Source organism: Bradyrhizobium sp. IC4059, from assembly GCF_020193615.1.
GTDB lineage: Bacteria > Pseudomonadota > Alphaproteobacteria > Rhizobiales > Xanthobacteraceae > Bradyrhizobium > Bradyrhizobium yuanmingense.
This window is the reverse complement of record NZ_JADYVH010000007.1, coordinates 78,434-98,578: the sequence shown is the minus strand read 5'-3', so window position 1 is coordinate 98,578 and position 20,145 is coordinate 78,434. Positions and strand designations below refer to the sequence as shown.

General features: G+C 65.1%; 23 protein-coding genes and 1 tRNA gene. 11 read left to right on the top strand and 13 right to left on the bottom strand.

The annotated features are described in order from the left end of the window. The first annotated feature begins 41 nt into the window (after positions 1 to 41). Positions 42 to 983, top strand: a complete 942-nt coding sequence (locus I6F12_RS22385; RefSeq protein ID WP_225157228.1) for an SDR family oxidoreductase — start codon at positions 42 to 44, stop codon at positions 981 to 983. 122 nt (positions 984 to 1,105) lie between these two features. On the opposite strand, the gene I6F12_RS22380 is transcribed toward I6F12_RS22385, so the two are convergent. Both I6F12_RS22380 and I6F12_RS22375 read right to left on the bottom strand, forming a co-directional pair. Next, the gene (locus I6F12_RS22380) at positions 1,106 to 2,662 is read right to left on the bottom strand and encodes a long-chain fatty acid--CoA ligase (protein WP_225157227.1); all 1,557 of its coding nucleotides are present in this window, start codon (positions 2,660 to 2,662) and stop codon (positions 1,106 to 1,108) included. Continuing rightward, entirely contained in the window at positions 2,659 to 3,396 is a 738-nt protein-coding gene (locus I6F12_RS22375; protein ID WP_225157226.1) for a TetR/AcrR family transcriptional regulator, read from the bottom strand. The genes I6F12_RS22380 and I6F12_RS22375 overlap by 4 nt, the downstream gene beginning before the upstream one ends. 88 nt (positions 3,397 to 3,484) lie before the next feature. On the opposite strand from I6F12_RS22375, the gene I6F12_RS22370 reads away from it, so the two are divergent. Genes I6F12_RS22370 through I6F12_RS22350 form a run of 5 tightly spaced genes read left to right on the top strand, consistent with a single transcriptional unit; the run spans position 3,485 to position 7,544 of the window. Further along, positions 3,485 to 4,666, top strand: coding sequence for a lipid-transfer protein (locus I6F12_RS22370; RefSeq protein WP_225157225.1), 1,182 nt, complete (start codon positions 3,485 to 3,487; stop codon positions 4,664 to 4,666). A gap of 8 nt (positions 4,667 to 4,674) precedes the next feature. Then, positions 4,675 to 5,130, top strand: a complete 456-nt coding sequence (locus I6F12_RS22365; protein ID WP_225157224.1) for a MaoC family dehydratase N-terminal domain-containing protein — start codon at positions 4,675 to 4,677, stop codon at positions 5,128 to 5,130. Then, positions 5,127 to 5,537 carry a MaoC family dehydratase gene (locus I6F12_RS22360; protein WP_036042459.1) on the top strand — a complete coding sequence of 137 codons (411 nt, stop codon included), beginning with the start codon at positions 5,127 to 5,129 and terminating at the stop codon, positions 5,535 to 5,537. The genes I6F12_RS22365 and I6F12_RS22360 overlap by 4 nt, the downstream gene beginning before the upstream one ends. A 20-nt stretch (positions 5,538 to 5,557) precedes the next feature. Next, positions 5,558 to 6,385 carry an SDR family oxidoreductase gene (locus tag I6F12_RS22355; RefSeq protein WP_036014518.1) on the top strand — a complete coding sequence of 276 codons (828 nt, stop codon included), beginning with the start codon at positions 5,558 to 5,560 and terminating at the stop codon, positions 6,383 to 6,385. Positions 6,386 to 6,398: 13 nt separating this feature from the next. Further along, positions 6,399 to 7,544, top strand: coding sequence for an acyl-CoA dehydrogenase family protein (locus tag I6F12_RS22350; RefSeq protein ID WP_036014520.1), 1,146 nt, complete (start codon positions 6,399 to 6,401; stop codon positions 7,542 to 7,544). Between the two features lie 16 nt (positions 7,545 to 7,560). Here I6F12_RS22350 and I6F12_RS22345 read toward each other — a convergent pair whose 3' ends face one another. Continuing rightward, positions 7,561 to 8,541 carry a helix-turn-helix domain-containing protein gene (locus tag I6F12_RS22345; RefSeq protein WP_225157223.1) on the bottom strand — a complete coding sequence of 327 codons (981 nt, stop codon included), beginning with the start codon at positions 8,539 to 8,541 and terminating at the stop codon, positions 7,561 to 7,563. A gap of 120 nt (positions 8,542 to 8,661) precedes the next feature. On the opposite strand from I6F12_RS22345, the gene I6F12_RS22340 reads away from it, so the two are divergent. After that, on the top strand, positions 8,662 to 9,387 hold the full coding sequence (locus I6F12_RS22340) for an alpha/beta hydrolase (RefSeq protein ID WP_109141713.1): 726 nt from the start codon (positions 8,662 to 8,664) through the stop codon (positions 9,385 to 9,387). Between the two features lie 44 nt (positions 9,388 to 9,431). Here I6F12_RS22340 and I6F12_RS22335 read toward each other — a convergent pair whose 3' ends face one another. The 3 genes from I6F12_RS22335 to I6F12_RS22325 all read right to left on the bottom strand — a co-directional run bounded on the left by I6F12_RS22335 (position 9,432) and on the right by I6F12_RS22325 (position 11,642). Then, positions 9,432 to 10,571 (bottom strand): amidohydrolase/deacetylase family metallohydrolase, encoded by a 1,140-nt coding sequence (locus I6F12_RS22335; protein ID WP_225157369.1) that lies wholly within the window; start codon positions 10,569 to 10,571, stop codon positions 9,432 to 9,434. A 153-nt stretch (positions 10,572 to 10,724) separates the two neighbouring features. Further along, a complete protein-coding gene (locus tag I6F12_RS22330) occupies positions 10,725 to 11,447 on the bottom strand; it encodes a DUF2569 family protein (RefSeq protein ID WP_225157222.1) in 723 nt (240 codons plus the stop codon). A 118-nt stretch (positions 11,448 to 11,565) separates the two neighbouring features. Further along, a tRNA-Arg gene (locus I6F12_RS22325) sits at positions 11,566 to 11,642 on the bottom strand. A gap of 135 nt (positions 11,643 to 11,777) precedes the next feature. Here I6F12_RS22325 and I6F12_RS22320 point away from each other — a divergent pair. After that, positions 11,778 to 12,137 (top strand): VOC family protein, encoded by a 360-nt coding sequence (locus I6F12_RS22320; protein WP_036014526.1) that lies wholly within the window; start codon positions 11,778 to 11,780, stop codon positions 12,135 to 12,137. 7 nt (positions 12,138 to 12,144) lie between these two features. On the opposite strand, the gene I6F12_RS22315 is transcribed toward I6F12_RS22320, so the two are convergent. From I6F12_RS22315 to I6F12_RS22300, 4 genes are read right to left on the bottom strand one after another with little or no spacing between them, the layout of a single operon-like run. Continuing rightward, positions 12,145 to 13,101, bottom strand: a complete 957-nt coding sequence (locus tag I6F12_RS22315; RefSeq protein ID WP_074448067.1) for a tripartite tricarboxylate transporter substrate-binding protein — start codon at positions 13,099 to 13,101, stop codon at positions 12,145 to 12,147. Positions 13,102 to 13,148: 47 nt separating this feature from the next. Then, positions 13,149 to 13,520 carry a dimethylsulfonioproprionate lyase family protein gene (locus I6F12_RS22310; RefSeq protein WP_036014542.1) on the bottom strand — a complete coding sequence of 124 codons (372 nt, stop codon included), beginning with the start codon at positions 13,518 to 13,520 and terminating at the stop codon, positions 13,149 to 13,151. Between the two features lie 26 nt (positions 13,521 to 13,546). Then, a complete protein-coding gene (locus I6F12_RS22305) occupies positions 13,547 to 14,185 on the bottom strand; it encodes an RraA family protein (RefSeq protein ID WP_036026331.1) in 639 nt (212 codons plus the stop codon). 21 nt (positions 14,186 to 14,206) lie between these two features. Then, entirely contained in the window at positions 14,207 to 15,724 is a 1,518-nt protein-coding gene (locus I6F12_RS22300; RefSeq protein WP_225157221.1) for an AMP-binding protein, read from the bottom strand. A 231-nt stretch (positions 15,725 to 15,955) separates the two neighbouring features. Here I6F12_RS22300 and I6F12_RS22295 point away from each other — a divergent pair, with 231 nt between their 5' ends. Next, positions 15,956 to 16,579, top strand: a complete 624-nt coding sequence (locus I6F12_RS22295) for a hypothetical protein (protein ID WP_057027447.1) — start codon at positions 15,956 to 15,958, stop codon at positions 16,577 to 16,579. A 163-nt stretch (positions 16,580 to 16,742) separates the two neighbouring features. On the opposite strand, the gene I6F12_RS22290 is transcribed toward I6F12_RS22295, so the two are convergent. Then, positions 16,743 to 16,958, bottom strand: coding sequence for a hypothetical protein (locus I6F12_RS22290; RefSeq protein WP_225113663.1), 216 nt, complete (start codon positions 16,956 to 16,958; stop codon positions 16,743 to 16,745). A 20-nt stretch (positions 16,959 to 16,978) separates the two neighbouring features. Next, entirely contained in the window at positions 16,979 to 17,980 is a 1,002-nt protein-coding gene (locus I6F12_RS22285; protein ID WP_225113662.1) for a 2-dehydropantoate 2-reductase, read from the bottom strand. 161 nt (positions 17,981 to 18,141) lie between these two features. Here I6F12_RS22285 and I6F12_RS22280 point away from each other — a divergent pair, with 161 nt between their 5' ends. Both I6F12_RS22280 and I6F12_RS22275 read left to right on the top strand, forming a co-directional pair. Further along, complete coding sequence (locus I6F12_RS22280; protein WP_036026322.1) at positions 18,142 to 18,708, top strand: YidB family protein; 567 nt, start codon at positions 18,142 to 18,144, stop codon at positions 18,706 to 18,708. Positions 18,709 to 18,741: 33 nt separating this feature from the next. Continuing rightward, positions 18,742 to 19,008, top strand: a complete 267-nt coding sequence (locus I6F12_RS22275; RefSeq protein WP_036014563.1) for a GlsB/YeaQ/YmgE family stress response membrane protein — start codon at positions 18,742 to 18,744, stop codon at positions 19,006 to 19,008. Between the two features lie 147 nt (positions 19,009 to 19,155). On the opposite strand, the gene I6F12_RS22270 is transcribed toward I6F12_RS22275, so the two are convergent. Next, positions 19,156 to 19,941, bottom strand: a complete 786-nt coding sequence (locus I6F12_RS22270) for an SDR family oxidoreductase (protein ID WP_036026320.1) — start codon at positions 19,939 to 19,941, stop codon at positions 19,156 to 19,158. Positions 19,942 to 20,145: the final 204 nt, after the last annotated feature.

The window sequence follows — 20,145 nt, the reverse complement described above, 5'->3', positions numbered from 1 at the left end:
CTATCTTAACACTGTTCAGATTGAGCGGATCGGAGTTCGAAATGACCGAAATGCAGAATATCACCGCGAGCAATTCCGTAAAGCGGCGTCATCTGGTTGGGGGCGTGGCCCTCGGCATGCTCGCAGGTGCCGTCGGCGGCCTTGCCGGCGGCGTGGCACTCGGCCAGGGCGCAGCGCTGCCGCAGCAGAAGCCGAGCGGCAAGCAAAGATTCGCGGGCAAGGTCGTCATCGTCACGGGCGGCACCTCCGGAATCGGGCGGGCCGCAACGCTGATGTTCGCCGCCGAGGGCGGCCGCGTCGCCTTTTGCGGGCGCAACACCGACCGTGGCAGGCAAGTGGAGACCGACGTGCGCGAGTCCGGCGGCGAGGCCGTCTTCATTCGCGCCGACCTGCGCCATGAATCCGAGGTGAAGGCGCTGGTCGACGCGACCATCGCGCGCTACGGACGGCTCGACGTCGCCTTCAACAATGCCGGCATCTCCATCGAGAAGCCGCTGCATGAATTCAGCGCGGCCGAATTCGACGACGTGATCGGCACGGATCTGCGCGGCGTGTTCCTGTCGATGAAATACCAAATCCCGCACATGCTGGAGAAGGGCGGCTCGATCGTCGTCACCTCCTCGTCGAACGCCATTGCGACCTCGGCCAAGCGCTCGGCCTATTCGGCGGCCAAGCGCGGACTGGTCGGCCTGGTGCAGGCCGCGGCACTCGACTACGCAAAGCACGGCATCCGCATCAACACCTTGATCCCCGGCACCACGGACACCCCGATGATCCGCCGGCTCGCCGGCATGGAGGGCCTGCCCGATGCGGCGTGGCATATCGGCATCGCGCAATGGGCCAAATCCAACGTCCCGGGGTTACAGCGCGTGGCAGCGCCTGAGGAGATCGCGGCTTTTGCGCTGGTGCTGGCCTCAGACGATCATCCCTACACGACCGGTGGCCAGTTCGTGATCGACGGCGGCAAGACGGCTCATGGCTAGATCGGACGCAGCCTGAAAACACAGTTCATGGCGATCCCGGTGGGCGTATCCGCGCGACCACGATCTGGAAAACATCAATCTTCGCGCGTCCTCGGCGCGCAGGCCGTAACGCGCGGAATCCGTCAGCTGACCCGCCGCTCCCGCCCCTCCCAGAACGGCCTGCGCAGCTCGCGCTTCAGCACCTTGCCGGCGCCGGACAGCGGCAACGGCGTCTCGGTGATCTCGATGCTGCGCGGACATTTGTAGCCGGCAATCAACGTCTTCGTGAACTCGATCAGCTCTCCGGTCGAAACCTCTACGCCGCTGCGTTTGACCACGACGGCATGGACCTGCTCTCCCCATTGCTCATTGGGAATTCCGATCACGGCGCATTGCAGCACCGAGGGATGCTGCGCCAGCGCGTTCTCGACCTCGACCGAGTACACATTCTCCCCGCCCGAGATGATCATGTCTTTCACCCGGTCGACGACATAGATGAACCCGTCCTCGTCCATGTAGCCGCCATCGCCCGTGTGCATCCAGCCGTCGACGACGGCGCGCGCGGTCTCCTCCGGCCGCTCCCAATAGCCCATCATCACGGTGTCGCCGCGCACCACGATCTCGCCAACGGCGCCCGCCGGCAGCGGCTGGTCGTTCTCGTCGACGATCCGCACCTCGCAACCGAGCGTGGCGCGGCCCGCACCGCGATGACGTCCCTTTCTGCGCCCCTCCGCGACATGCTCGTTCGCATGTAGCAGCGTCGCGATCGGCGACAATTCGGTCATGCCATAGGCCTGGGTGAAGCGCACATGCGGCAGTGCGCGCGCGGCACGATCGAGCACCGCCTCGCTGATCGGCGAGGCCCCGTAGATGATGTTCTTCAGGGACGACAGGTCGTATTTGCCGATCGCGGGGTGATCGACGAACATCTGGATCATCGTGGGCACCAGCAGCACGTCTGTGACGCGCTCGTTCTGCATCGCAGCCATCACGCCTTCGGGCGTGAAGCCCTGAACGATCACGTTCGAGCCGCCGGAGAGCAGCAGCGAATACATCGCCGCCCCGTTGGCAAGGTGAAACATCGGAGCCGCATGCAGATAGATCGCACTTGCCGGAAACAGGCCTTCGCCGAGTGCGTTGAGCGCATTGGCCATCAGATTCTGATGACTGAGCATCACGCCTTTGGAACGGCCGGTGGTGCCGCCGGTGTAAAAGATGCCGGCGAGATCGTCGCTCTTGCGCATGGCGTCGGGCACCCGAGCGCTGCCCGCAACCAAATCCTCATAGCTCTCCATCCCCGCCGGCGCCTCGCCATCATCGGCATAGATCAGCTTCAGCCGCGGAATGGCGCCGGCGAGCTGCGCGCCGACCTGCGCAAAGGCCTTGTCGACCAGCAGAACGGACGCGCGGCAGTCGCGCAGCGCATCCTCGTTTTCCAGCGCGCTCCAGCGGATGTTGAGCGGCACGATCACGCCTCCCGCCCAGCCGGTCGCCAGATAGAGCTCGAGATAGCGGTCCGAGTTGAAGGACAGCACCGCAACACGGTCGCCGTCCCTGACGCCGCGCGTGCGCAGGCCGCCGGCCAGCCTTGTAACGCGCTCGCCGAGCTCGCCCCAGCTGCGCCGCCGCTGGCCATAAACGGTCGCCAGCCCATTCGGATTGATCTGCAGCGCCCTGCGCAGGCCGTGCGTGATGTTCATCCCGTCTCTCCTCCCGTGCGTTTCTTCCCTGTTGCTTTGCGTCCTGAGTTGCGCCCTTGCGGCGCCCTCGGCGTCTTCTTTGTCATTCGCAGCCGAACCTCGGACGCCAGGCCGTCCGTCAGCCGCACCGTGAACTCGTCGGCGATCGCGGTCGGCGACAGCTTGCCCTCCCGTCGATACCAATGGCCGATCCAATTGAGCGAACCCGCGATCGCGAAGGCTGCAAGCTTTGGATCGCAAGGCCTGATCGAACCGTCAGCAATGCCTGCAGTAATGTATCGCCGGAAGGTGGCGTCGATCCGCCTCTTGGCGGCGCGTGCGACACCGGCGTTCCGCTCGGCCAGATCGCGCAAATCGAAACGCACCAGGCTCGCGCCGAAATCGGTCGCCATCAGTTCGGCATAGGCGTGCACCAGCTTGCGCAGCTTGGCGAGACCCGAACCGCCGCCGGCGTTGATCTCCGTGATCACGCCGTCGACGAGTTCGGCGCCCATCGACCAGCATTCGAACAGGATCTCGTCCTTGCCCCGGAAGTAATTGTACAGCGCGGGCTTGGTGATGTTCAGCCGGTCCGCAACCTCGTTCAGCGTTGCGCGATGATAGCCCTGCTCGAGGAACAGCTGCACCGCGGCGCGCAGCACCGCCTCGCGCTTCTCGTCGCGGGCGCGGCGCCGGCTCTCGAACGGCAGCCAGGGCGAAGGCGATGACGGCGGAGCGGGCGGCGCTGAATCCATGGTCGGTCGGTTGACTCTGGTGGCGATCGGACGATATGTTACCCATGGGTAAGAAAAAGTCCAATGGGTAATTTATTGGGAGGAAGCGATGTCTGACGTGGTCGTCGCCGGGGTCGGCATGATTCCGTTCGCCAAGCCGGGCGCCAGCGCCCCCTATCACGAGATGGGAACGGAAGCCGTCAAGCTCGCGCTCGCCGATGCCGGCCTCGGCTACGAGAAGATCGAGCAGGCCTATGTCGGATACGTCTATGGCGATTCCACCTGCGGGCAGCGCGCGCTCTACCCCGTCGGGATGACCGGCATCCCCATCGTCAACGTCAACAACAATTGCTCGACCGGATCGACCGCGCTGTTCATGGCGCGGCAAATGATCGCAAGCGGGGCGCTGGATTGCGTGCTGGCGGTCGGCTTCGAGCAGATGAAGCCCGGCGCGCTCGGCAGCGTCTACACCGATCGTCCGAGCGCGTTCGAGGAGTTCGACGCGGCTGCGGACCAGCTGATCGACGCTCCCGGCATTCCGCTGGCGTTGCGCTATTTCGGCGGCGCCGGGCTCAGCCACATGAAGAAATACGGCACGCCGCTCGACGCCTTCGCCAAGGTGCGCGCCAAGGCGAGCCGACATGCGAAGAACAATCCGCTCGCGCTTTTCCGCAAGGAAGTCACGGCGGACGACGTGATGAACGACCAGGTGATCTGGCCCGGCGTCATGACGCGCCTGATGGCGTGCCCGCCGACCTGCGGCGGCGCCGCCGCCGTGCTGGTCTCCGAGCGGTTTGCGGACAAGCATGGCATCGGCAAAGAAGTACGCATCGCGGCGCAGGCCATGACCACCGATAGGCCCTCGACCTTCAAGGCCGGCGACATGATGCAGCTGGTCGGCTACGACATGGCAAAAGAGGCGGCCAGCCGGGTTTATGAGAGCGCCGGCATCGGCCCCGGTGATCTCGACGTGGTGGAGCTGCACGACTGCTTTGCCCATAACGAGCTCATCACCTACGAGGCGCTCGGCCTCTGCGGCGAGGGTGAAGCCGGCAAGTTCATCAATGACGGCGACAATACCTATGGCGGCCGGATCGTGACCAATCCGTCCGGCGGATTGCTGTCCAAGGGACATCCGCTCGGCGCCACCGGGCTTGCGCAGTGCTACGAGCTGACGCGGCAGCTGCGCGGCACCGCAGGCTCGACGCAGGTCGAGGGTGCCAAGGTCGCGCTCCAGCACAATCTGGGCCTCGGCGGCGCCTGCGTCGTCACGCTCTACAAGCGGCACTGATATCGGCCATGGTCGACCAGTCCGCCGTAGGGCGCAGCTTCACGCCGGTCACCGCGCGCGTGGAGCCCGGCCGTCTCCGCTACTTCCTCAACACGCTGGGTGAACAGAATCCGGTCTACCGCAATGCGGATGCTGCCCGGGCGGCCGGGTTCACCGCCATGCCGGTGCCGCCGACCTATCTGTTCTGCCTCGAGATGATGGACGTCGACGACCCCTTCGAAATGTTCGCCGCGCTCGGCATCAATCTGTCCCGCGTGCTGCATGGTGAGCAAAGCTTCGCCTATCACGCCCCGGTTCTGGTCGGCGACACCCTGACGTTTCGACCGCAGGTGACCAGCGTCGTGGACAAGAAAGGCGGCGCGATGACGCTGATCGGCATCCGATGCGAGGTGACCAACCAGGACGGCGTTCACGTCGCCGATACCACGCGCACCATCGTCGTCCGCAACGAGGCGGCGTCATGACGGCATCCGGAGACATAAGGGCCGGCGACCGCATCGTCCACAAGGTCTTTCCGCCGATCACCCGCCACACGCTCGCGCTCTATTGCGGTGCATCGGGCGATCATAATCCGATCCACGTCGACATCGACTTCGCCAAGGCGGCCGGATTTCCCGATGTGTTCGCTCACGGCATGCTGGTGATGGCCTGTCTTGGGCAGGCGCTGACGGATGTGGTGCCGCCGTCGAAGCTCCGCAGCTTTGCGACCCGGTTCGTCTCGATCACTCAGCTCGGCGCCAAGCTCACTTGCGAAGGCACCGTGACCGAGCTCTTCGTCGAGGACGGCGAGCGTCGCGCAAGGCTCGCGCTCACCACCAAGGACGATCGCGGCGAGGTCAAGCTCGAAGGCAGCGCCGTCGTCGCGCTGTGACAGCAAGAGGACTCATTCAAATGACAAAACTGCAGGGAAAGGTCGCGCTCGTCACCGGCTCGGGCCGCGGCATCGGACGCGCGATCGCGCTCAAGCTGGCGCGCGAAGGCGCTAGGGTGGTCGTCAACGACCTCGATGCCGAGCCCGGCAACGCCGTGGTCGCGGAGATCGAGGCACTCGGCGGCAATGCCACTGCCGTGAACGGCAGCGTCGCCGAGGCGGGCTTCGCCGATCGCTTCGTCGGCGCCGCGCTGGACAAGTTCGGCGGGCTCGACATCATCGTCAACAATGCCGGCTATACCTGGGACTCCACCATCCAGAAGATGACCGACGAGCAGTTCCAGGCCATGCTCGACGTCCACCTCGTCGCGCCGTTCCGGATCCTGCGCGCGGCCGCCGAGCCGATCCGCGTCTTCTCCAAGAAGGAGGCCGAAGAGGGACGGGAGGTGTTCCGCAAGATCGTGAACATCTCCTCCATCGCAGGTCTCTACGGCAATGCCGGGCAGGCCAGCTATTCCTCGGCCAAGGCTTCGCTGATCGGATTGACCCGAACCATGTGCAAGGAATGGGGCCGCTACAAGGTCAACGTCAATTGCGTCGCCTTCGGCCTCATCAACACCCGCCTGACCCAGCCGATCGAGGCGCAGCAGAAGACCATCGACGTCGCCGGCCGGGACATCAAGGTCGGCGTGCAGCCGCACATGCTGGAAGCCATGTCGCGCATGATCCCGCTCGGCCGCGGCGGTACGCCGGAAGAGGCGGCCGACGCTGTCTATCTGTTCTGCAGTCCGGAATCCAATTATATCAGTGGTCAGGTGGTCGTCGCCGGCGGCGGCCTGATTGTCTGAGAGCGAGGCGCTGATGCATTATCGATCGTCCTGGATGACCGAAGAGCTCGACGTCTTCCGCGACCAGTTCCGCAAATATCTCGCCAAGGACCTGGCGCCGCATGCCGAGAAATGGCGCGAGCAGAAGATGGTCGACCGCTTCGCCTGGCGCGGGCTCGGCGAGATGGGCGCGCTGCTGGCGAGCGTGCCGGAGGAATATGGCGGCCTGGGCGCGACCTTCGCCTATGACGCCGCCGTGCTCGACGATCTCGAAAGTACGGTGCCGGAGCTGACCACCGGCGTCTCCGTGCACAGCGCCATCGTCGCGCATTACATCCTCAATTACGGTTCGGAGGAGCAGAAGAAACGCTGGCTGCCGAAGATGGCGTCCGGCGAGATGGTCGGCGCCATCGCCATGACCGAGCCCGGCACCGGCTCGGACTTGCAAGCTGTCAAGACCACGGCGAAGAAGCAGGGCAATTCCTACGTCATCAACGGCCAGAAGACGTTCATCACCAACGGCCAGGCCGCCGACCTCGTCATCGTGGTCGCGCGCACCGGCGAGCTAGGCGCCAAAGGCATTTCGCTGATCGTGGTCGAGACCGCGGGCGCGGACGGCTACAAGCGCGGGCGCAACCTCGACAAGATCGGCCTGCACGCCTCCGACACCTCGGAGCTGTTTTTCGACAACGTGACCGTGCCGCCGGAAAACCTGCTCGGCAAGGAGGAGGGCCAGGGTTTTGTCCAGTTGATGCAGCAATTGCCGCAGGAACGCCTTGCGCTCGCGGTCGGCGCCGTCGCCTCGATGGAGCGCGCGGTCAAGCTCACCACCGACTACACCAAGGAGCGGAAGGCGTTCGGCAAGCCGCTGATGGATTTCCAGAACACCGCCTTTACGCTGGCCGAGCGCAAGACCGAGGCGATGATCGCGCGCGTCTTCGTCGATTGGTGCATCGAGCGCCTGATCGCCAAGGACCTCGACACCGTGACGGCCTCGATGGCGAAATATTGGTGCTCGGAGAAGCAGGTCGAGACCGCCGACGAATGCCTGCAGCTATTCGGCGGCTACGGCTACATGCAGGAATACCCGATCTCGCGCATCTTCATCGATTCCCGCATCCAGAAGATCTATGGCGGCACCAACGAGATCATGAAGCTGTTGATCGCCAGATCCTTATAGATCAGGTCGCTGTCGATCACCCCGCGCGCCAGTCGCGCGGTCGGCAGCCGAAGCGCTGCTTGAAGCGGCGGGTGAAGTGGGACAGGTCCGAGAAGCCCCAATCAAAGGCGATCAAGCCGATCGCGCGCTCCGCCATCGCGGGATTTCTGAGATCCCTGGCCGCGCCGTCGAGGCGTTGGTCGATGACGTAGTCGGTGAAGCTGGAGCCCGATCGCGCCAGCAGCTTGTGCACGTAGCGCTCGCTGATTCCGACGGCGGCGGCGACATTGGCAACTGAAAGACCTGGCTCACGAAGCCGCCGGTGAATGGCGCGCTTCAACGCCAGCGTGGTTGCATCGACGAGACTTTCCGATTCCGCAGTACCTGCCCGGCTCTGCCGCGACAGGCTGACGGCAACGAGCTCGATCAGCACCCGGAACAGGCGCTCGCCCGCGTCCTCGGTCATGCGCAGCGCCCCATCGGTCAGCGTGCGCGCCGTCTCCGCGATGAGGTGGCCGACGAAAGGATCGTCCGAGACGCGGCCGGCGGTGACGTCGAGCGAGGCCGGCAACCGCTCCCGCAACGCCTCTGACGGTACCCAGAACGAGGCGACCTGCAACTGCGGACCACGATCATGCAGGAGGGCGAACTGGCGGTCGCTGGCGAAGATTCCGACCTGCCCGGGCGAGAGGCTGATCTCCCGGCCGTCCTGTTGAATCCGACAGCGGCCGCCCAGCTTCAGGTTGAGGTAGAAGCAGCTGCGGTCGGAGGCGGCGATGTCGGCCGCGGAGCGCCGCACCACGTGCTCCGGAAAGCTGACGCGGTTGATCGCGGCACCGCCGAGACGCACGTGTTCGACGCTGGCAGGAAAGCCGAGTGCCGCCGCCGGCTCGGGCGTCAGATTCATGAAGGCCTGGCAGATCGCCTCACGATAATACGCAAATTGCTCCGCCGACCGGACGCCCGCCGTATCCCAGGTCGATTGGCGCGACGGCATGGCGTGTTCGATCTGCTGCATCGGTTCACTCCGAGACCAATACGGTTCACTTCCAGCCAAGCGGCAAATCGGTCGCCGGTCCACACTTGCCGTGCGGCGACGCTGCGCCGATCTAACCACACCCTCGGGAGGAGCCACAATATGTCGACCTACGTTCTCGTCCATGGCGCCTGGCATACAGGCGCCGAGCTCGAGCCGGTCGCCGCGCCGATCCGCGCCGCCGGCCATCAGGTCCATACCCCCACCATCAAGGGCAACCGTCCGGGCGATGCCAAGACGACCGGGTTGAAGGAAGCGATCCAATCGATCGCGGACTACCTGGCCGAGAATAATCTGAAGGACGTCATCCTGCTCGGCCATTCCTATGGCGGCATGGTCATCACTGGCGTTGCCGACCTCGCGCCGGAGCGCATCCGCCGCCTGGTCTACTGGAATGCCTTCGTGCCCAATGACGGCGAATGCCTCAACGACATGGTGCCGCCGCATTATGTCGGACTATTCGACGCCATCGCGGCCGAGCGCGGCGACGGCTCGGTGGTGCTGCCCTTCCCGATCTGGCGCGAGGCCTTCATCAACGATGCCGATCTGGAGACGGCGCAGCGCGCTTATGACGTGCTCAATCCGCATCCGCTGGCGACCTTCAGCGACAAGATCGCGCTCAAGAGCAATCCGGCCGAGATGCCGCTGGCCAAATCCTACATCAACTGCACCGAGGATACCGCGATGCCGCACAGCCATGGCTGGCATCCGCGCCTGTCGGAGAAGCTCGGCCTGTTTCGCCTGGTGCAGGTGCCGGGAAGCCACGAACTGTGCTTCTCGGACCCGGCGCGGCTCGCCAAGGCGATCATGGAGGCGGGACGCGACTGATCAGTGCGTCATGCGAGCACGTGGTCACGATCCGCGCGCGCCGCTCAATTCGGATGCCACCAGCGGCCGCCGATGACGACGCCTTCGGACACGATCTTGCGATCGCCGATCAGGTGCTCGCCGACGACGTCTTCATAGTCGAACTGGCCCTGCCGCACCGAGATCAACGTGGCGTCGCCGACGTTGCCCGGCTTGAGGCTGCCGAGCTCAGGACGCCGCAGCGCCATCGCCGCATTCACCGTCGATGCCGCGATCACATCCGGCAGCTCCATGCCCATGCACAGGAACTTCGACATGGTCGTCACCTGGTCATAGGCCGGTCCGTCGATGCAGAGCTGATGGATGTCCGAGGAAATCGTGTCCGGATGGAAACCATTGGCCAACATGGCGCGCGCGGTCTTGAACGCGAACGAGCCCTTGCCGTGGCCGATATCGAACAGCACGCCGCGCTCGCGCGCCTCCAGCACCGCTTTCTTCACGGTGCCTTGCGCCGTCGCCGGCGTGTTCGGGAAGGGGCGGAACGCGTGGGTCAGCACGTCGCCGGGACGCAGCCGCGCCAACACGTCCTCATAGCTCGGGGGCGGATGATCGATGTGCGCCATCAGCGGCATGCCGACCTCGTTCGCGACCTCGAGCGCGATGTCGAGCGGCACCGCGCCCGAGGTGCCCGAGGAATGCAGGCCCACGCGCACCTTGATGCCGACGATGAGATCGCGGTTGGCATCGGCCACTTCGGCCGCCTCGATCGGATTCATCAGGCGCAGCTCCTCGCTCTCGCCGACCATGATCCGGTGCGAGAAGCCGAAGATGCCGGCATGCGAGACGTGCAAATAGGCGAGGATGCGGACCTGGCTCGGCTCGATCACATGCTTGCGGAAGCCGGCGAAATTGCCGGGGCCAGCGCTGCCGGTATCGACCGCCGTGGTGACGCCGGAGAGGCGGCAGAACTCCTCGGCATCAATGCCGAGCGAGGTGCCGCCCCAATAGACATGGGTGTGCAGATCGATGAGTCCGGGCGTCACGATGAACTGCGAGATGTCGCGGACATCGGTGCCCGGATCCGCCTTGAGCCCAGTGCCAACAGCGGCAACCTTGCCGTTCGAAAATGCGACATCCGTCACGGCATCGAGCTTCTGCGAGGGGTCAATGACCCTTCCGCCGCGAAGGATCAAGTCAAAAGGCATCATGGTCTCCGGGTATGGCAACGGACAGGCATGGACCGGGCTGGAAGGTGCCCCTTCCGGCCCGGCCGCTTCTGTTAGCAATTTTTGCACCAGCCGAGCAAATCAGCGGGCATCCTGTCCGCTCGGCTTGCGGGCCGCCAGATGCATGACGGCTTACTCCGTGAACGTATTCGCGACTCTACGGGAGCGAAGGACATAGGTTATCCAAATCGCGGCACTGATCGCACCGACGACCATTCGTGCGACTTGAAGAGGTTCGATAGTGAAAAAATCACCGAACGGACGGTTCAAGCCGATGGAAAAGATCGATGCAACCCAAACCAGATCGATCAACGGGATCAGTACCGCACAGATCATCTGCACAATGAAGAACGCTGGAAATCTACGGGAATGCATGAACAGGAGCACCGCCGTCCAGATTGCGAGACCGATCAGCGCGACGTTCATCGCAATCTCGCCCCAAAATACGATTGAGAATTGCACCCAGGTCTCGCTGGAGATCGACTGCACATATTGCGCGGTATTGACGACTAGGCGCACGATGCCGATCATTTGGCCGAACGCCAGAAGCCCGAGCCAGCCGCTGATGCCGGTCATCTCTGGCTGGACGTCCTTGAATGAAGCGGCGTCTTCTGCGGGAGCGGCCGCCTCGCGAATGACCTCAACTGGCGGCCATGCTGGGCTTGGCGGCGTCGATTGAAGGAGCTGCTGCGTGATCTCGTGCACCTCCCCGGCCGGCTTCCAATTCTCGAAGCCGTGCCGCCAGACCAGCACACGCCGAGGATCGGCGATACTAGCGAGGAGCGGAAGGAGTTCAGAAATCGAGAACGGGCCGCGCCGCTGCCCGCCCTCAGCGTAGTACCATGAGTCCGCCATGCAAGGCCCCCTGCACCCGCCGTATTTTAGCCGGCTGTCGGCACACGTCACGATGGAATAACGCTTGGGCGGAATACCGGCGTTGCGTGCCCTTGGCGCGGCGCAAACGCGCGGAAAATGGCGATCCCGGGAAGACTCGAACTTCCGACCTACGGTTTAGGAAACCGCCGCTCTATCCGGCTGAGCTACGGGACCGCGGAACCCGTGGGTGCGGGCTCGGCCCCCTCATAGCAGAGCAAAATGCGGTTCGCCAGCCGTCAAGCGGGCGAGATCTCATCAACCTGAACGGGGCGGCTATACTTCCAGGCCCCTCCCAACGGAGCAGCTCACATGATCGAAAGCATCAGCGCCATCACGCTCGGCACGCATGACATGGGGCGCGCCGTGCACTTCTACCGGTCGCTGGGGTTCGAGCTCTTGTATGGTGGCGAAGCCGCCGCATTCACGAGCTTTCGCGTCGGCCCCGGTTATCTCAACCTGACGGCACAGCCGGACGACAAGCGCTGGTCCTGGTGGGGCCGCGTCATCTTCCATGTCGCCGATGTCGACGCAACCTATGAGCAGGCGCGCGCCGCCGGATGGCAGCCGTCAACCACGCCGCGCGACGCCGAATGGGGCGAGCGCTACTTCCATCTCACCGACCCCGATGGCCATGAGCTCAGTTTCGCACGTCCCCTTCGTCGGGCATGACGGGGCCTCACGCCTTGATATTGTTGTCCTTCACGACCTTGCCCCAAGTGGCGACCTGCTTGTCGAAGAAGGTCTTGAAGGCGGCGCCGTCCTGGAGCAGCAGCGTCATGTGTTGCGTCTCCTTCAGCTGGGCGGCGGTCGCGGGCTCGCTCAGGATCTCCTTGGACGCCGCCGCGAAGGCCGCGACGACGTCCGGCGGCGTGCCCGTGGGCGCGAAGATGCCCCACCAGGCCAGCGTCTCGAAGTCCGGGAAGCCGGCCTCGATCGCGGTCTGAGTATCAGGCAGGGCCGGCAGCCGCTCGCGGCCGAGCTGCAGGATCGGACGCAGCATATTGGTGCCGAGCTGGGCGGCGACCAGCGCCGCCGATCCCGCGATGAGATCGACGTGGCCGCCGAGCACGTCGTTCATGGCCGGCCCGCCGCCGCGATAGGGCACGTGCATGATCTCGACGCCGGCCTTGCTGCCGAGCACGGTCATGGCGAGATGGCCGAGCGTGCCGATGCCGACCGAGGCGTATTTCACCGCGCCGGGGCTTGCCTTGCAGGCGGCGACCACGTCGGCGAAGCTCTTGTAGGGGCGGCCGGCGCCGGCCGCGATCACGTAAGGCGCGGTGCCGATCAGCAGCACCGGCATCAGCTCGCGCTCGACATCGACCGGCGGCTTGTCGAGAATCGACGGGATCACCGCGTGGGAATCGAAGGTGACCAGGAAGGTCGAGCCGTCGGCCGGACTCTTGGCGACCTGCGCAGCGCCGAGCGCACCGGCCGCGCCCGACTTGTTCTCGACCACCACGATGCGACCAAGCTTGGTCTGCAGGTTCGTCTGCAGCAGCCGCGCCATGGCGTCGGTCGATCCGCCCGGCGGGAACGGCACCACCAGCGTGATTTTGCCGGCCTGCGCCATCGCCGGCGTCAATGCGAGAATAGCCGGCGCGGCCAGCAGCGCCCGTCGTGTGATCGTCATGGTCCCCTCCCTTTATGTGTAGCGCTTTGCTTTTTTGCTTTTGAGCGCTAGGTCGTGCCGAAGCCTGATCCTGCTTTTCTGTATTCTGGCCGAGGCGGACTGAAGATGTCCAGCACGCGGGCGCCGTCCGGGCCGGCGCGCATGGTGTGCGGCACGTTCCCGGGCGTGCGCCAGAAATCGCCTTTCTTCACCGGGATTTCCTCCTCGCCCTGGACGCGGATGGCGGAGCCGTCGAGCAGCACGCCCCACTGCTCCTCGGGGTGATGATGCAGCGTGCCTTGCGCATGCGGGGCCAGCGTCACCACCGACAGCATCGCCTGCTCGCCGGAGAAGATGCGCGTGGTCACGCCGGCGGCAAGCTCGCGGAAGAGTCCGTCGCTGGCATCATCGAGATTGTGAAATTCTTCCTTCTGGCTCACGCCATCCTCCCTTCACGCTCCTCTGATCAGGACTTGCCGTAGGCGCCCTGGTAACGGCCCTCGCGGATCGCCTTCAGCGTCTCCTCCTCGCGCGCGACCTGGACACGCACCGCTTCCAACAGGGCGGCCGCGCCGGCAGCGGGAAACGACACCACGCCGTCCTCGTCGCCGACGACGATGTCGCCGGGCGCAATCACGCTGCCGCCGATCGTCACCGGCACGTTGATCTCGCCGGGGCCGTTCTTATAGGGACCGCGATGGATCACTGCGCGGGCGTAGCAGGGGAAGTCATCGGCCGCGAATGCTGCGACGTCGCGGATCGCGCCGTCGATTACGTAGCCTTCGGCTTTGCGCCATTGCGCGATGTTCTTCATGATCTCGCCGATCAGCGCGCGCGTCTCGTCGCCGCCGCCGTCGACCACGATGACGTCGCCGGGCCCGACCAGATCCAGCGCGCGGTGGATCGCGAGATTGTCGCCGGGACGGGTGCGCACGGTGAAGGCCGTGCCCACCAGCTTGCCGCCGCGGTGATAGGGCCTCAGCCCCACTGCGCCGGGCAGCCGGGCGAGATTGTCCGAGATCACCGAGGTCGGCGCGTCCCTGAAACCTTCGATGATATTTGCCGGCGGCTTCGGCACGCTGCTCGCTACGATGGTGATCGTCATGTCAGTCCTTCCTTGCTTGTCTCATTCGACATGCGCCCGCGCCTTCGAAGGCAAGATCCGGAACGCGCGCCCCTCCTTCATCCACGTCGCACGCTCATCGCGCAACAGGGTGCGCCGAACTTTTCCGGAATCGTCGCGCGGCGGGGCGCTGACGAATTCGAAGCTTTCGGGATGCTTATAGCGGCTGAGCCGGTCCTTGAGGAAATCCGCCATGCCGTCGGCAATGGCCTGCCCGTCCGCATCGGGCTCCGGCTCGATGATGGCATGCACACGCTGGCCCAATTCCGGATCGGGCAGGCCCACCACGACGCAGGAGCGCACACCGGGAGCCTCGGACACCGCGGCCTCGACCTCGGCCGGATAGATGTTGGCGCCGCCGCGCAGCACCATGTCGGCGAGGCGGTCGCCGAGATAGAGATAACCTTCGGCGTCCAGCCGGCCGATATCGCCGAGCGATTCCCAGCCGTCGGCGCGGCGCTTCGGCTCGGCGCCGAGATAATGGTAGGTGGCGTCCTTGCCGTCATTGTTGAGGAAATAGATCTCGCCGGTCTCGCCGGGCGCAACGTCCTTGCCGTCCTCGCCGACGATGCGAAGCTTCGCCATGTCGCCGATCTTGCCAACCGAGCCCTTGTGCGTCAGCCATTCAGTGCCGGAGATGATGCAGGCGCCCTGCCGCTCGGTGCCACCATAGAGCTCCCAAATCCGCTCGGGTCCGAGCCAGCCGATCCAGTTCTCCTTTAGCCACGGCGGCATCGGCGCAGCCATGTGGAAGACCGTCTGCAGGCTCGACAGATCGTAAGAGTTGCGCACGCTCGCAGACAGCGCCCAGATCCGGTGCATCATGGTCGGCACGAAATTGACCCATTGCACGCGCTCGCGTTCGATCTGCCGCAGCGTCTCCTCGGCGTCGAACTTGGTCAGCCCCGTGAGCTTGCCGCCGACGAACAGCGCGTAATGCGACACGATGAACGGCGCGTTGTGGTAGAGCGGACCGGGATTGAGCAGCGATACGCCGAATGGAATATTGAGCGGCGGCGCAGCCGCGGTATCGGTCACGGCCGGCTGGTGATCGAGGATCACTTTGGGTCGGCCGGTCGAGCCGCCTGAGGTCATCGCCTTCCAGTATCGCGCCACCGGCGGCGCCAGCGGCCCATCCGAGAATCCTTCCGGCACGAAGTCGGCGGCCAACCGGTTGGGCGCATTCCAGTCGGCCTCGCCGCCGACCACCAGCGCAGGCTTGAGAATGTCGAGCACGGCGGCGGCTTCGCCGCGCGGCAGCCGCCACGACAGCGAGGTCGGCGTCGCGCCGCATTTCCACACCGCAAAGGAGGTCTCGAAGAACGCGTTGCCGTTCGGCAATCCGATCGCGACGAAATCCCCGGGCTTGACGCCCTTGGCCATGAATGCCCGCGCGCGGCGGTTGGCGCCGCGCTCGAGCTCGTCCCAGGTCAGCGTGTCCTGCCCGTGACGGATCGCAATCGTGCCGTGTGGTTTGCGTTCCGCGTACCAGCGCGGCACATCTGAGAGCGGCAGCAACATCAGGCGTTTCCATTTCGTCTTCTTGGCGTCGCCGCAGGAGTGAGGCGCTCGCGGCACGAGTGTACCAGCCTGCGGTCAGGGCGCTGTGACTCTCGCGCCACGTCAAGCACAAAATGTCAGCATCGCAGCCCTGAATTTCCTGGGTTCCATGGGTGACAAGCCGGCAATAAAGGGGCAAAAATCCGGCTCGACTCAGTTCGGGTTGAGTTGCGCAAGGAATGCTCTCGTAGAATGTCGTCGGTCGTTACATCGCGTCGTGCGGCGCTGCTCGCCGTAGGTACAGCAGGTTTGTTCCTGCTGACGCACGGGCATGCCGAGGCGCAATGGTGGAAGCGCGCTCCGGTTGATTTCGAGGAATGCGCCGACGCCGCCGAGAAGGCCGCAACCAAAGCGGAGAAGACGGCCGCCCTTGCCGATTGCAACGCCAAGTTCGCCGGCCGCCGCAAGCCGGGCGGCGGCTATTCCTATTACGATTTCCTCCAGGATCGCACCTTCGATATCGCCGGTCCCAATCCGACGCCGGAGGAGCAGAAGAAGATCGACGAAGCCTATACGGCCTATCTCGCCAACCAGCGCCGCAGCAACGAAGCGGCCCAGGCTATCGCCCGGCAGCAGCGCGAACAGCAGGAGCAGCAGTTGCAGCAGCTGCAGCAGGTCGCGCTGCGGACCGAAGTCGCGCGCGTGCCGGTGCCGGTCGAGCGGCCGAAGGTGCAGCAAGCCGCGGGCGCGAAGCCGAAGGCTGCACCTTGCGCCAAGGGCTCGTTCTCCTGCGAATGGCCGCGGCTGTCGGAGAGCTTGAACGACCTGAAGAAGCTGTTCAACCCGACCCCGAGCAAGCCCGCGAAGAAGGGGTGAGTTGCATCCATAACCGTCATTGCGAGGAGCCCTTGCGACGAAGCAATCCAGGGTCTTTCCGCGGTGGGATTCTGGATTGCTTCGCGGAGCCTGTCATCGGGCGGCGCTTTGCGCCGACCCGGTGGCTCGCAAGGACGAGTTGGATGGAGATCAGCTCCCACCCTCAGTTCGTGCGCTTCTTCTTGCCCTGCTTCGGTTTCACCAACGGCGCAGTCGCCGGCTCCGTCACCATCGGCGAAGCACCCAACTGCGACCGGCTCTCCTGCAATCGCCTGTCATATCCAGGTGAGTTCATCACCGTCGGCGGCCTCGCATAGGCGAGCGTCGATGTGCCGCAGAAGGCGGTCAGCGCGAGCCCGATCACAAGACCACGTTTCATCGCGCTCCTCCTTTCGGGCGCTACCCCCGAATCTGCTGCGGCGTCATACGGAGCGGACCGTTGCCGGCCGCCTCGGCTTCCTTGATCAGCGCAACAATGCGGCGCATCAGCGGCACGGCGACATGGTTCCGCTCGGCGAGCGCGATCACCGCGCCTTGCAGATAGTCGATCTCGGTCTTGCGGCCCTGCTTCAGATCCTGCCACATCGAGGAGCGCGCCTCGGGATCGATCTTCATGGTCCGGCCCAGGATTGCACCGAAGATCGCATCCGGCAGCCGCAGCAGGGTTGGAGACCAGCTCATCGGGATCGGCGTCGACGACACCGGCACGATGTGGGCGGCCTTCAGCACGGCCAGCCCTTCGGCCATCTGGTCGGCGAACAGCCTGCGCCAGTCGCGGCTGGCCAGTTGCGCGGCAAGCGGCATGTCCGACAGCGCGCTGAGCGCGTTGTTCAGGTTGATGATCAGCTTGCCCCATTGCACGCCCGTGATGTCGCTGCTCGCGCGCATCGTGAGGCCGGCGACCGAGAGCTTCCCGGCCGTGTTCTCCGCATCCTCGCCAACATGAATGTCGCCGGAGGTCGAGCGGTGGAAGCGGCCCTCGCCCATCGCGATCACGTTGAACGGCACCATGCCGGCCAGCACGCGGCGGCCGCCCAGCCGCTCGCGCAGCGCAGCGACATTGCCGACGCCGTTCTGAAGCGAGACGATGACGGCATCCTCAGGCGCATGCTGCGCGATCTGCTCGGCGACAGCAGCGGTATCGGCGCTTTTCACCGTCACCAGCACGATGCCGGCGTTGTGGAAGATCGAGGGATCCTCCGACAGCGCCAGTTGACCCGCGCCGAGCTTGTTCTCGGAGCCGTCCAAATCAGTCAGAAGCAAGCCGAACCGCTCGATCTCGGTCTTTACCCGCGGCCGCACCAGGAGCGCGACGCGGCGGCCGCTGGCGGCCAGCATGCCGCCGACGAAACAGCCGATGGCGCCGGCGCCGGCCACAACGATCGGTCGATCCGCAATCACCGAGCTCACTCCCTGAATGACCGGCCTTCGATAGCAGAGCCGAGCCCGACAACCAATCGCGGCGCATCCGACTTGTAACGGTCATGAGTGCCCCATATCTTCTCGCCCCGGGGGCAGTCAGCGGCGAGCGCTCGCCGAACGAGACGCCAAAGGAGAGCACCATGGGTCTACTCGACGTCCTCAACGGCATGCAGAACGGCCCGCGCGGCCAGAGCACACCGAGCTCCGAGAAATCCTCCGGCGGCATGTCGCCGATGACCATGGCGCTGCTCGGCCTGCTCGCCTGGAAGGCATTCAAGCATTTCACCGGCAACCAGTCCGGCTCAGCGCCCCAACCGTTGCCGACACCCGCGCCTCCGCCGGTGAACGTAGGTCGGGGCGGCGGTCTGAACGACATGCTCAAGGGCGGCCTCGGCGGCCTGCTCGCCGGCGGTGCGGCCGGCAGCATTCTGAGCGGCGGGCTTGGCGATCTCCTCAACCAGCTCCAGCAGAGCGGACACGGTGATGCCGCCAATTCCTGGGTCGGCAAGGGCGAGAACAAGCCAATCGCGCCGGGCGATCTCGCCAGCGCGCTCGGCGCCGACCAGATCGATAGCCTGTCCGCCCAGAGCGGCCTGTCGCGCGAAGAGCTGCTCTCCGGCCTCAGCCAGTATCTGCCGCAGGTGGTCGACCATTTGACGCCGGACGGACGGCTGCCGACCGAGAATGAACTCTCGGATCGGGTCTGATCGGTTCAAAGAGAGGGGAGCACTGTCATGAGCATGGGCGGCCTGTTTTGGATCATCCTGGTCGGCTTCATTGCCGGCCTCATCGCGCGCTGGCTGTCGCCGGGGCCGAACAATCCGAGCGGCTTCATCCTCACCACCATCCTCGGCATTGCCGGCGCGTTTCTGGCCACCTGGATCGGCCAGGCCATCGGCCATTACAGCCCCGACCAGGGCGCCGGCTTCATCACCGCGACCATCGGCGCGGTGGTGGTGCTGTTCATCTGGAATCGGCTGGTAGCGAGCGGCGTGATCAAGGGGTAGCGCTTAGAAGCGGTAACGACGAGAGCACGCCACCTCCTCATCGTCATGCCCGGGCTTGACCCGGGCATCCACGTCCTTCGACCCGAGCGGCCTCACGTGGATGGCCGGGTCAAGCCCGGCCATGACGCGGAGAGGGCGTATCGGGTCTCACGCAATCAAATGCATCCCCGCATCCATGCGCACGACCTCGCCGGTCATGTTGCTGGAGGCCGGCGTCGCCAGGAAGCAGACGAGCTGGGCGATGTCCTCCGCGGATGATGCGACCTTCAGCGGCACTTTCGCCACGACGCTGTCGCGCACCTGCTTGGCCTGCGCCTCGCCGCGGCCCTTGGTGAACCAGGGCGTGTCGATATAGCCAGGGCAGACCGTGTTGACGCGGATCAGCGGCGCCAGCGCGCGCGACAGCGACAGCGTCATGGTGTTGAGCGCACCCTTGCTCGCGGCGTACGCAATCGACGAGCCGACGCCGCTGATGCCGGCTACCGAGGAGACGTTCACGACCGCAGATGGCCGCCCCGAAGCCTTGGCGGCGGCTTCGAGCAGGCTGCGCGCCGCGCGCACCATCTGGAACGGGCCGATGGTGTTGACGCCATAGACCCGCTGGAAATCTTCCGCCGACAGACCGTCGAGATCGGCGTGAGCCACATGCTTGGTGGTGCCGGCATTGTTGACGAGGATGTCGAGCCGGCCCCAGCCGCTGGCTGCTGCGACGATCTTGCGACAATCCTCATCCTTGGAGACGTCGCCCTGTGCGACCAAAACCTCCGCGGCGCCGGCCTTGCGGCAGGTCTCGGCCGTCGCCTCGGCTTCCTTCTGGCTCGACGAATAGTTGATGACGAGCCGCGCCCCGCTGCGGGCGAGAATCTCCGCAGTCGCTGCACCCAGCCCGGATGCGGACCCCGTCACGATTGCGCACAAGCCGTCTTTTGCCATCCGGATTTCCTTCCCCTGTATCTGGTGTGGCGTCCTGTTTAGCGAGTTTGCCGCGCCCTGCAAATCGAGCAAACTCCGCTAAGCGGAATTAGCGTTTCCTGAAGCCTGGCCCCATGCCCACGCCGCAGATGGACCTGCGATCAACGCTTGTCAGGGCCATGGCTTTTTCCGATCATCGGGCGCAAGAAGAGACTGCGCACTGGC

What these genes read in the sequence shown, in the direction of transcription:
- I6F12_RS22295 (WP_057027447.1), top strand. Translation starts at nt 15,956, where the DNA reads ATGTCGTCGGTCGTTACATCGCGTCGTGCGGCGCTGCTCGCCGTAGGT.
- I6F12_RS22335 (WP_225157369.1), bottom strand. Translation starts at nt 10,571, where the DNA reads ATGCCTTTTGACTTGATCCTTCGCGGCGGAAGGGTCATTGACCCCTCG.
- I6F12_RS22355 (WP_036014518.1), top strand. Translation starts at nt 5,558, where the DNA reads ATGACAAAACTGCAGGGAAAGGTCGCGCTCGTCACCGGCTCGGGCCGC.
- I6F12_RS22385 (WP_225157228.1), top strand. Translation starts at nt 42, where the DNA reads ATGACCGAAATGCAGAATATCACCGCGAGCAATTCCGTAAAGCGGCGT.
- I6F12_RS22375 (WP_225157226.1), bottom strand. Translation starts at nt 3,396, where the DNA reads ATGGATTCAGCGCCGCCCGCTCCGCCGTCATCGCCTTCGCCCTGGCTG.
- I6F12_RS22360 (WP_036042459.1), top strand. Translation starts at nt 5,127, where the DNA reads ATGACGGCATCCGGAGACATAAGGGCCGGCGACCGCATCGTCCACAAG.
- I6F12_RS22340 (WP_109141713.1), top strand. Translation starts at nt 8,662, where the DNA reads ATGTCGACCTACGTTCTCGTCCATGGCGCCTGGCATACAGGCGCCGAG.
- I6F12_RS22315 (WP_074448067.1), bottom strand. Translation starts at nt 13,101, where the DNA reads ATGACGATCACACGACGGGCGCTGCTGGCCGCGCCGGCTATTCTCGCA.
- I6F12_RS22365 (WP_225157224.1), top strand. Translation starts at nt 4,675, where the DNA reads ATGGTCGACCAGTCCGCCGTAGGGCGCAGCTTCACGCCGGTCACCGCG.
- I6F12_RS22305 (WP_036026331.1), bottom strand. Translation starts at nt 14,185, where the DNA reads ATGACGATCACCATCGTAGCGAGCAGCGTGCCGAAGCCGCCGGCAAAT.
- I6F12_RS22330 (WP_225157222.1), bottom strand. Translation starts at nt 11,447, where the DNA reads ATGGCGGACTCATGGTACTACGCTGAGGGCGGGCAGCGGCGCGGCCCG.
- I6F12_RS22270 (WP_036026320.1), bottom strand. Translation starts at nt 19,941, where the DNA reads ATGGCAAAAGACGGCTTGTGCGCAATCGTGACGGGGTCCGCATCCGGG.
- I6F12_RS22380 (WP_225157227.1), bottom strand. Translation starts at nt 2,662, where the DNA reads ATGAACATCACGCACGGCCTGCGCAGGGCGCTGCAGATCAATCCGAAT.
- I6F12_RS22275 (WP_036014563.1), top strand. Translation starts at nt 18,742, where the DNA reads ATGGGCGGCCTGTTTTGGATCATCCTGGTCGGCTTCATTGCCGGCCTC.
- I6F12_RS22350 (WP_036014520.1), top strand. Translation starts at nt 6,399, where the DNA reads ATGCATTATCGATCGTCCTGGATGACCGAAGAGCTCGACGTCTTCCGC.
- I6F12_RS22370 (WP_225157225.1), top strand. Translation starts at nt 3,485, where the DNA reads ATGTCTGACGTGGTCGTCGCCGGGGTCGGCATGATTCCGTTCGCCAAG.
- I6F12_RS22290 (WP_225113663.1), bottom strand. Translation starts at nt 16,958, where the DNA reads ATGAAACGTGGTCTTGTGATCGGGCTCGCGCTGACCGCCTTCTGCGGC.
- I6F12_RS22280 (WP_036026322.1), top strand. Translation starts at nt 18,142, where the DNA reads ATGGGTCTACTCGACGTCCTCAACGGCATGCAGAACGGCCCGCGCGGC.
- I6F12_RS22320 (WP_036014526.1), top strand. Translation starts at nt 11,778, where the DNA reads ATGATCGAAAGCATCAGCGCCATCACGCTCGGCACGCATGACATGGGG.
- I6F12_RS22345 (WP_225157223.1), bottom strand. Translation starts at nt 8,541, where the DNA reads ATGCAGCAGATCGAACACGCCATGCCGTCGCGCCAATCGACCTGGGAT.
- I6F12_RS22300 (WP_225157221.1), bottom strand. Translation starts at nt 15,724, where the DNA reads ATGTTGCTGCCGCTCTCAGATGTGCCGCGCTGGTACGCGGAACGCAAA.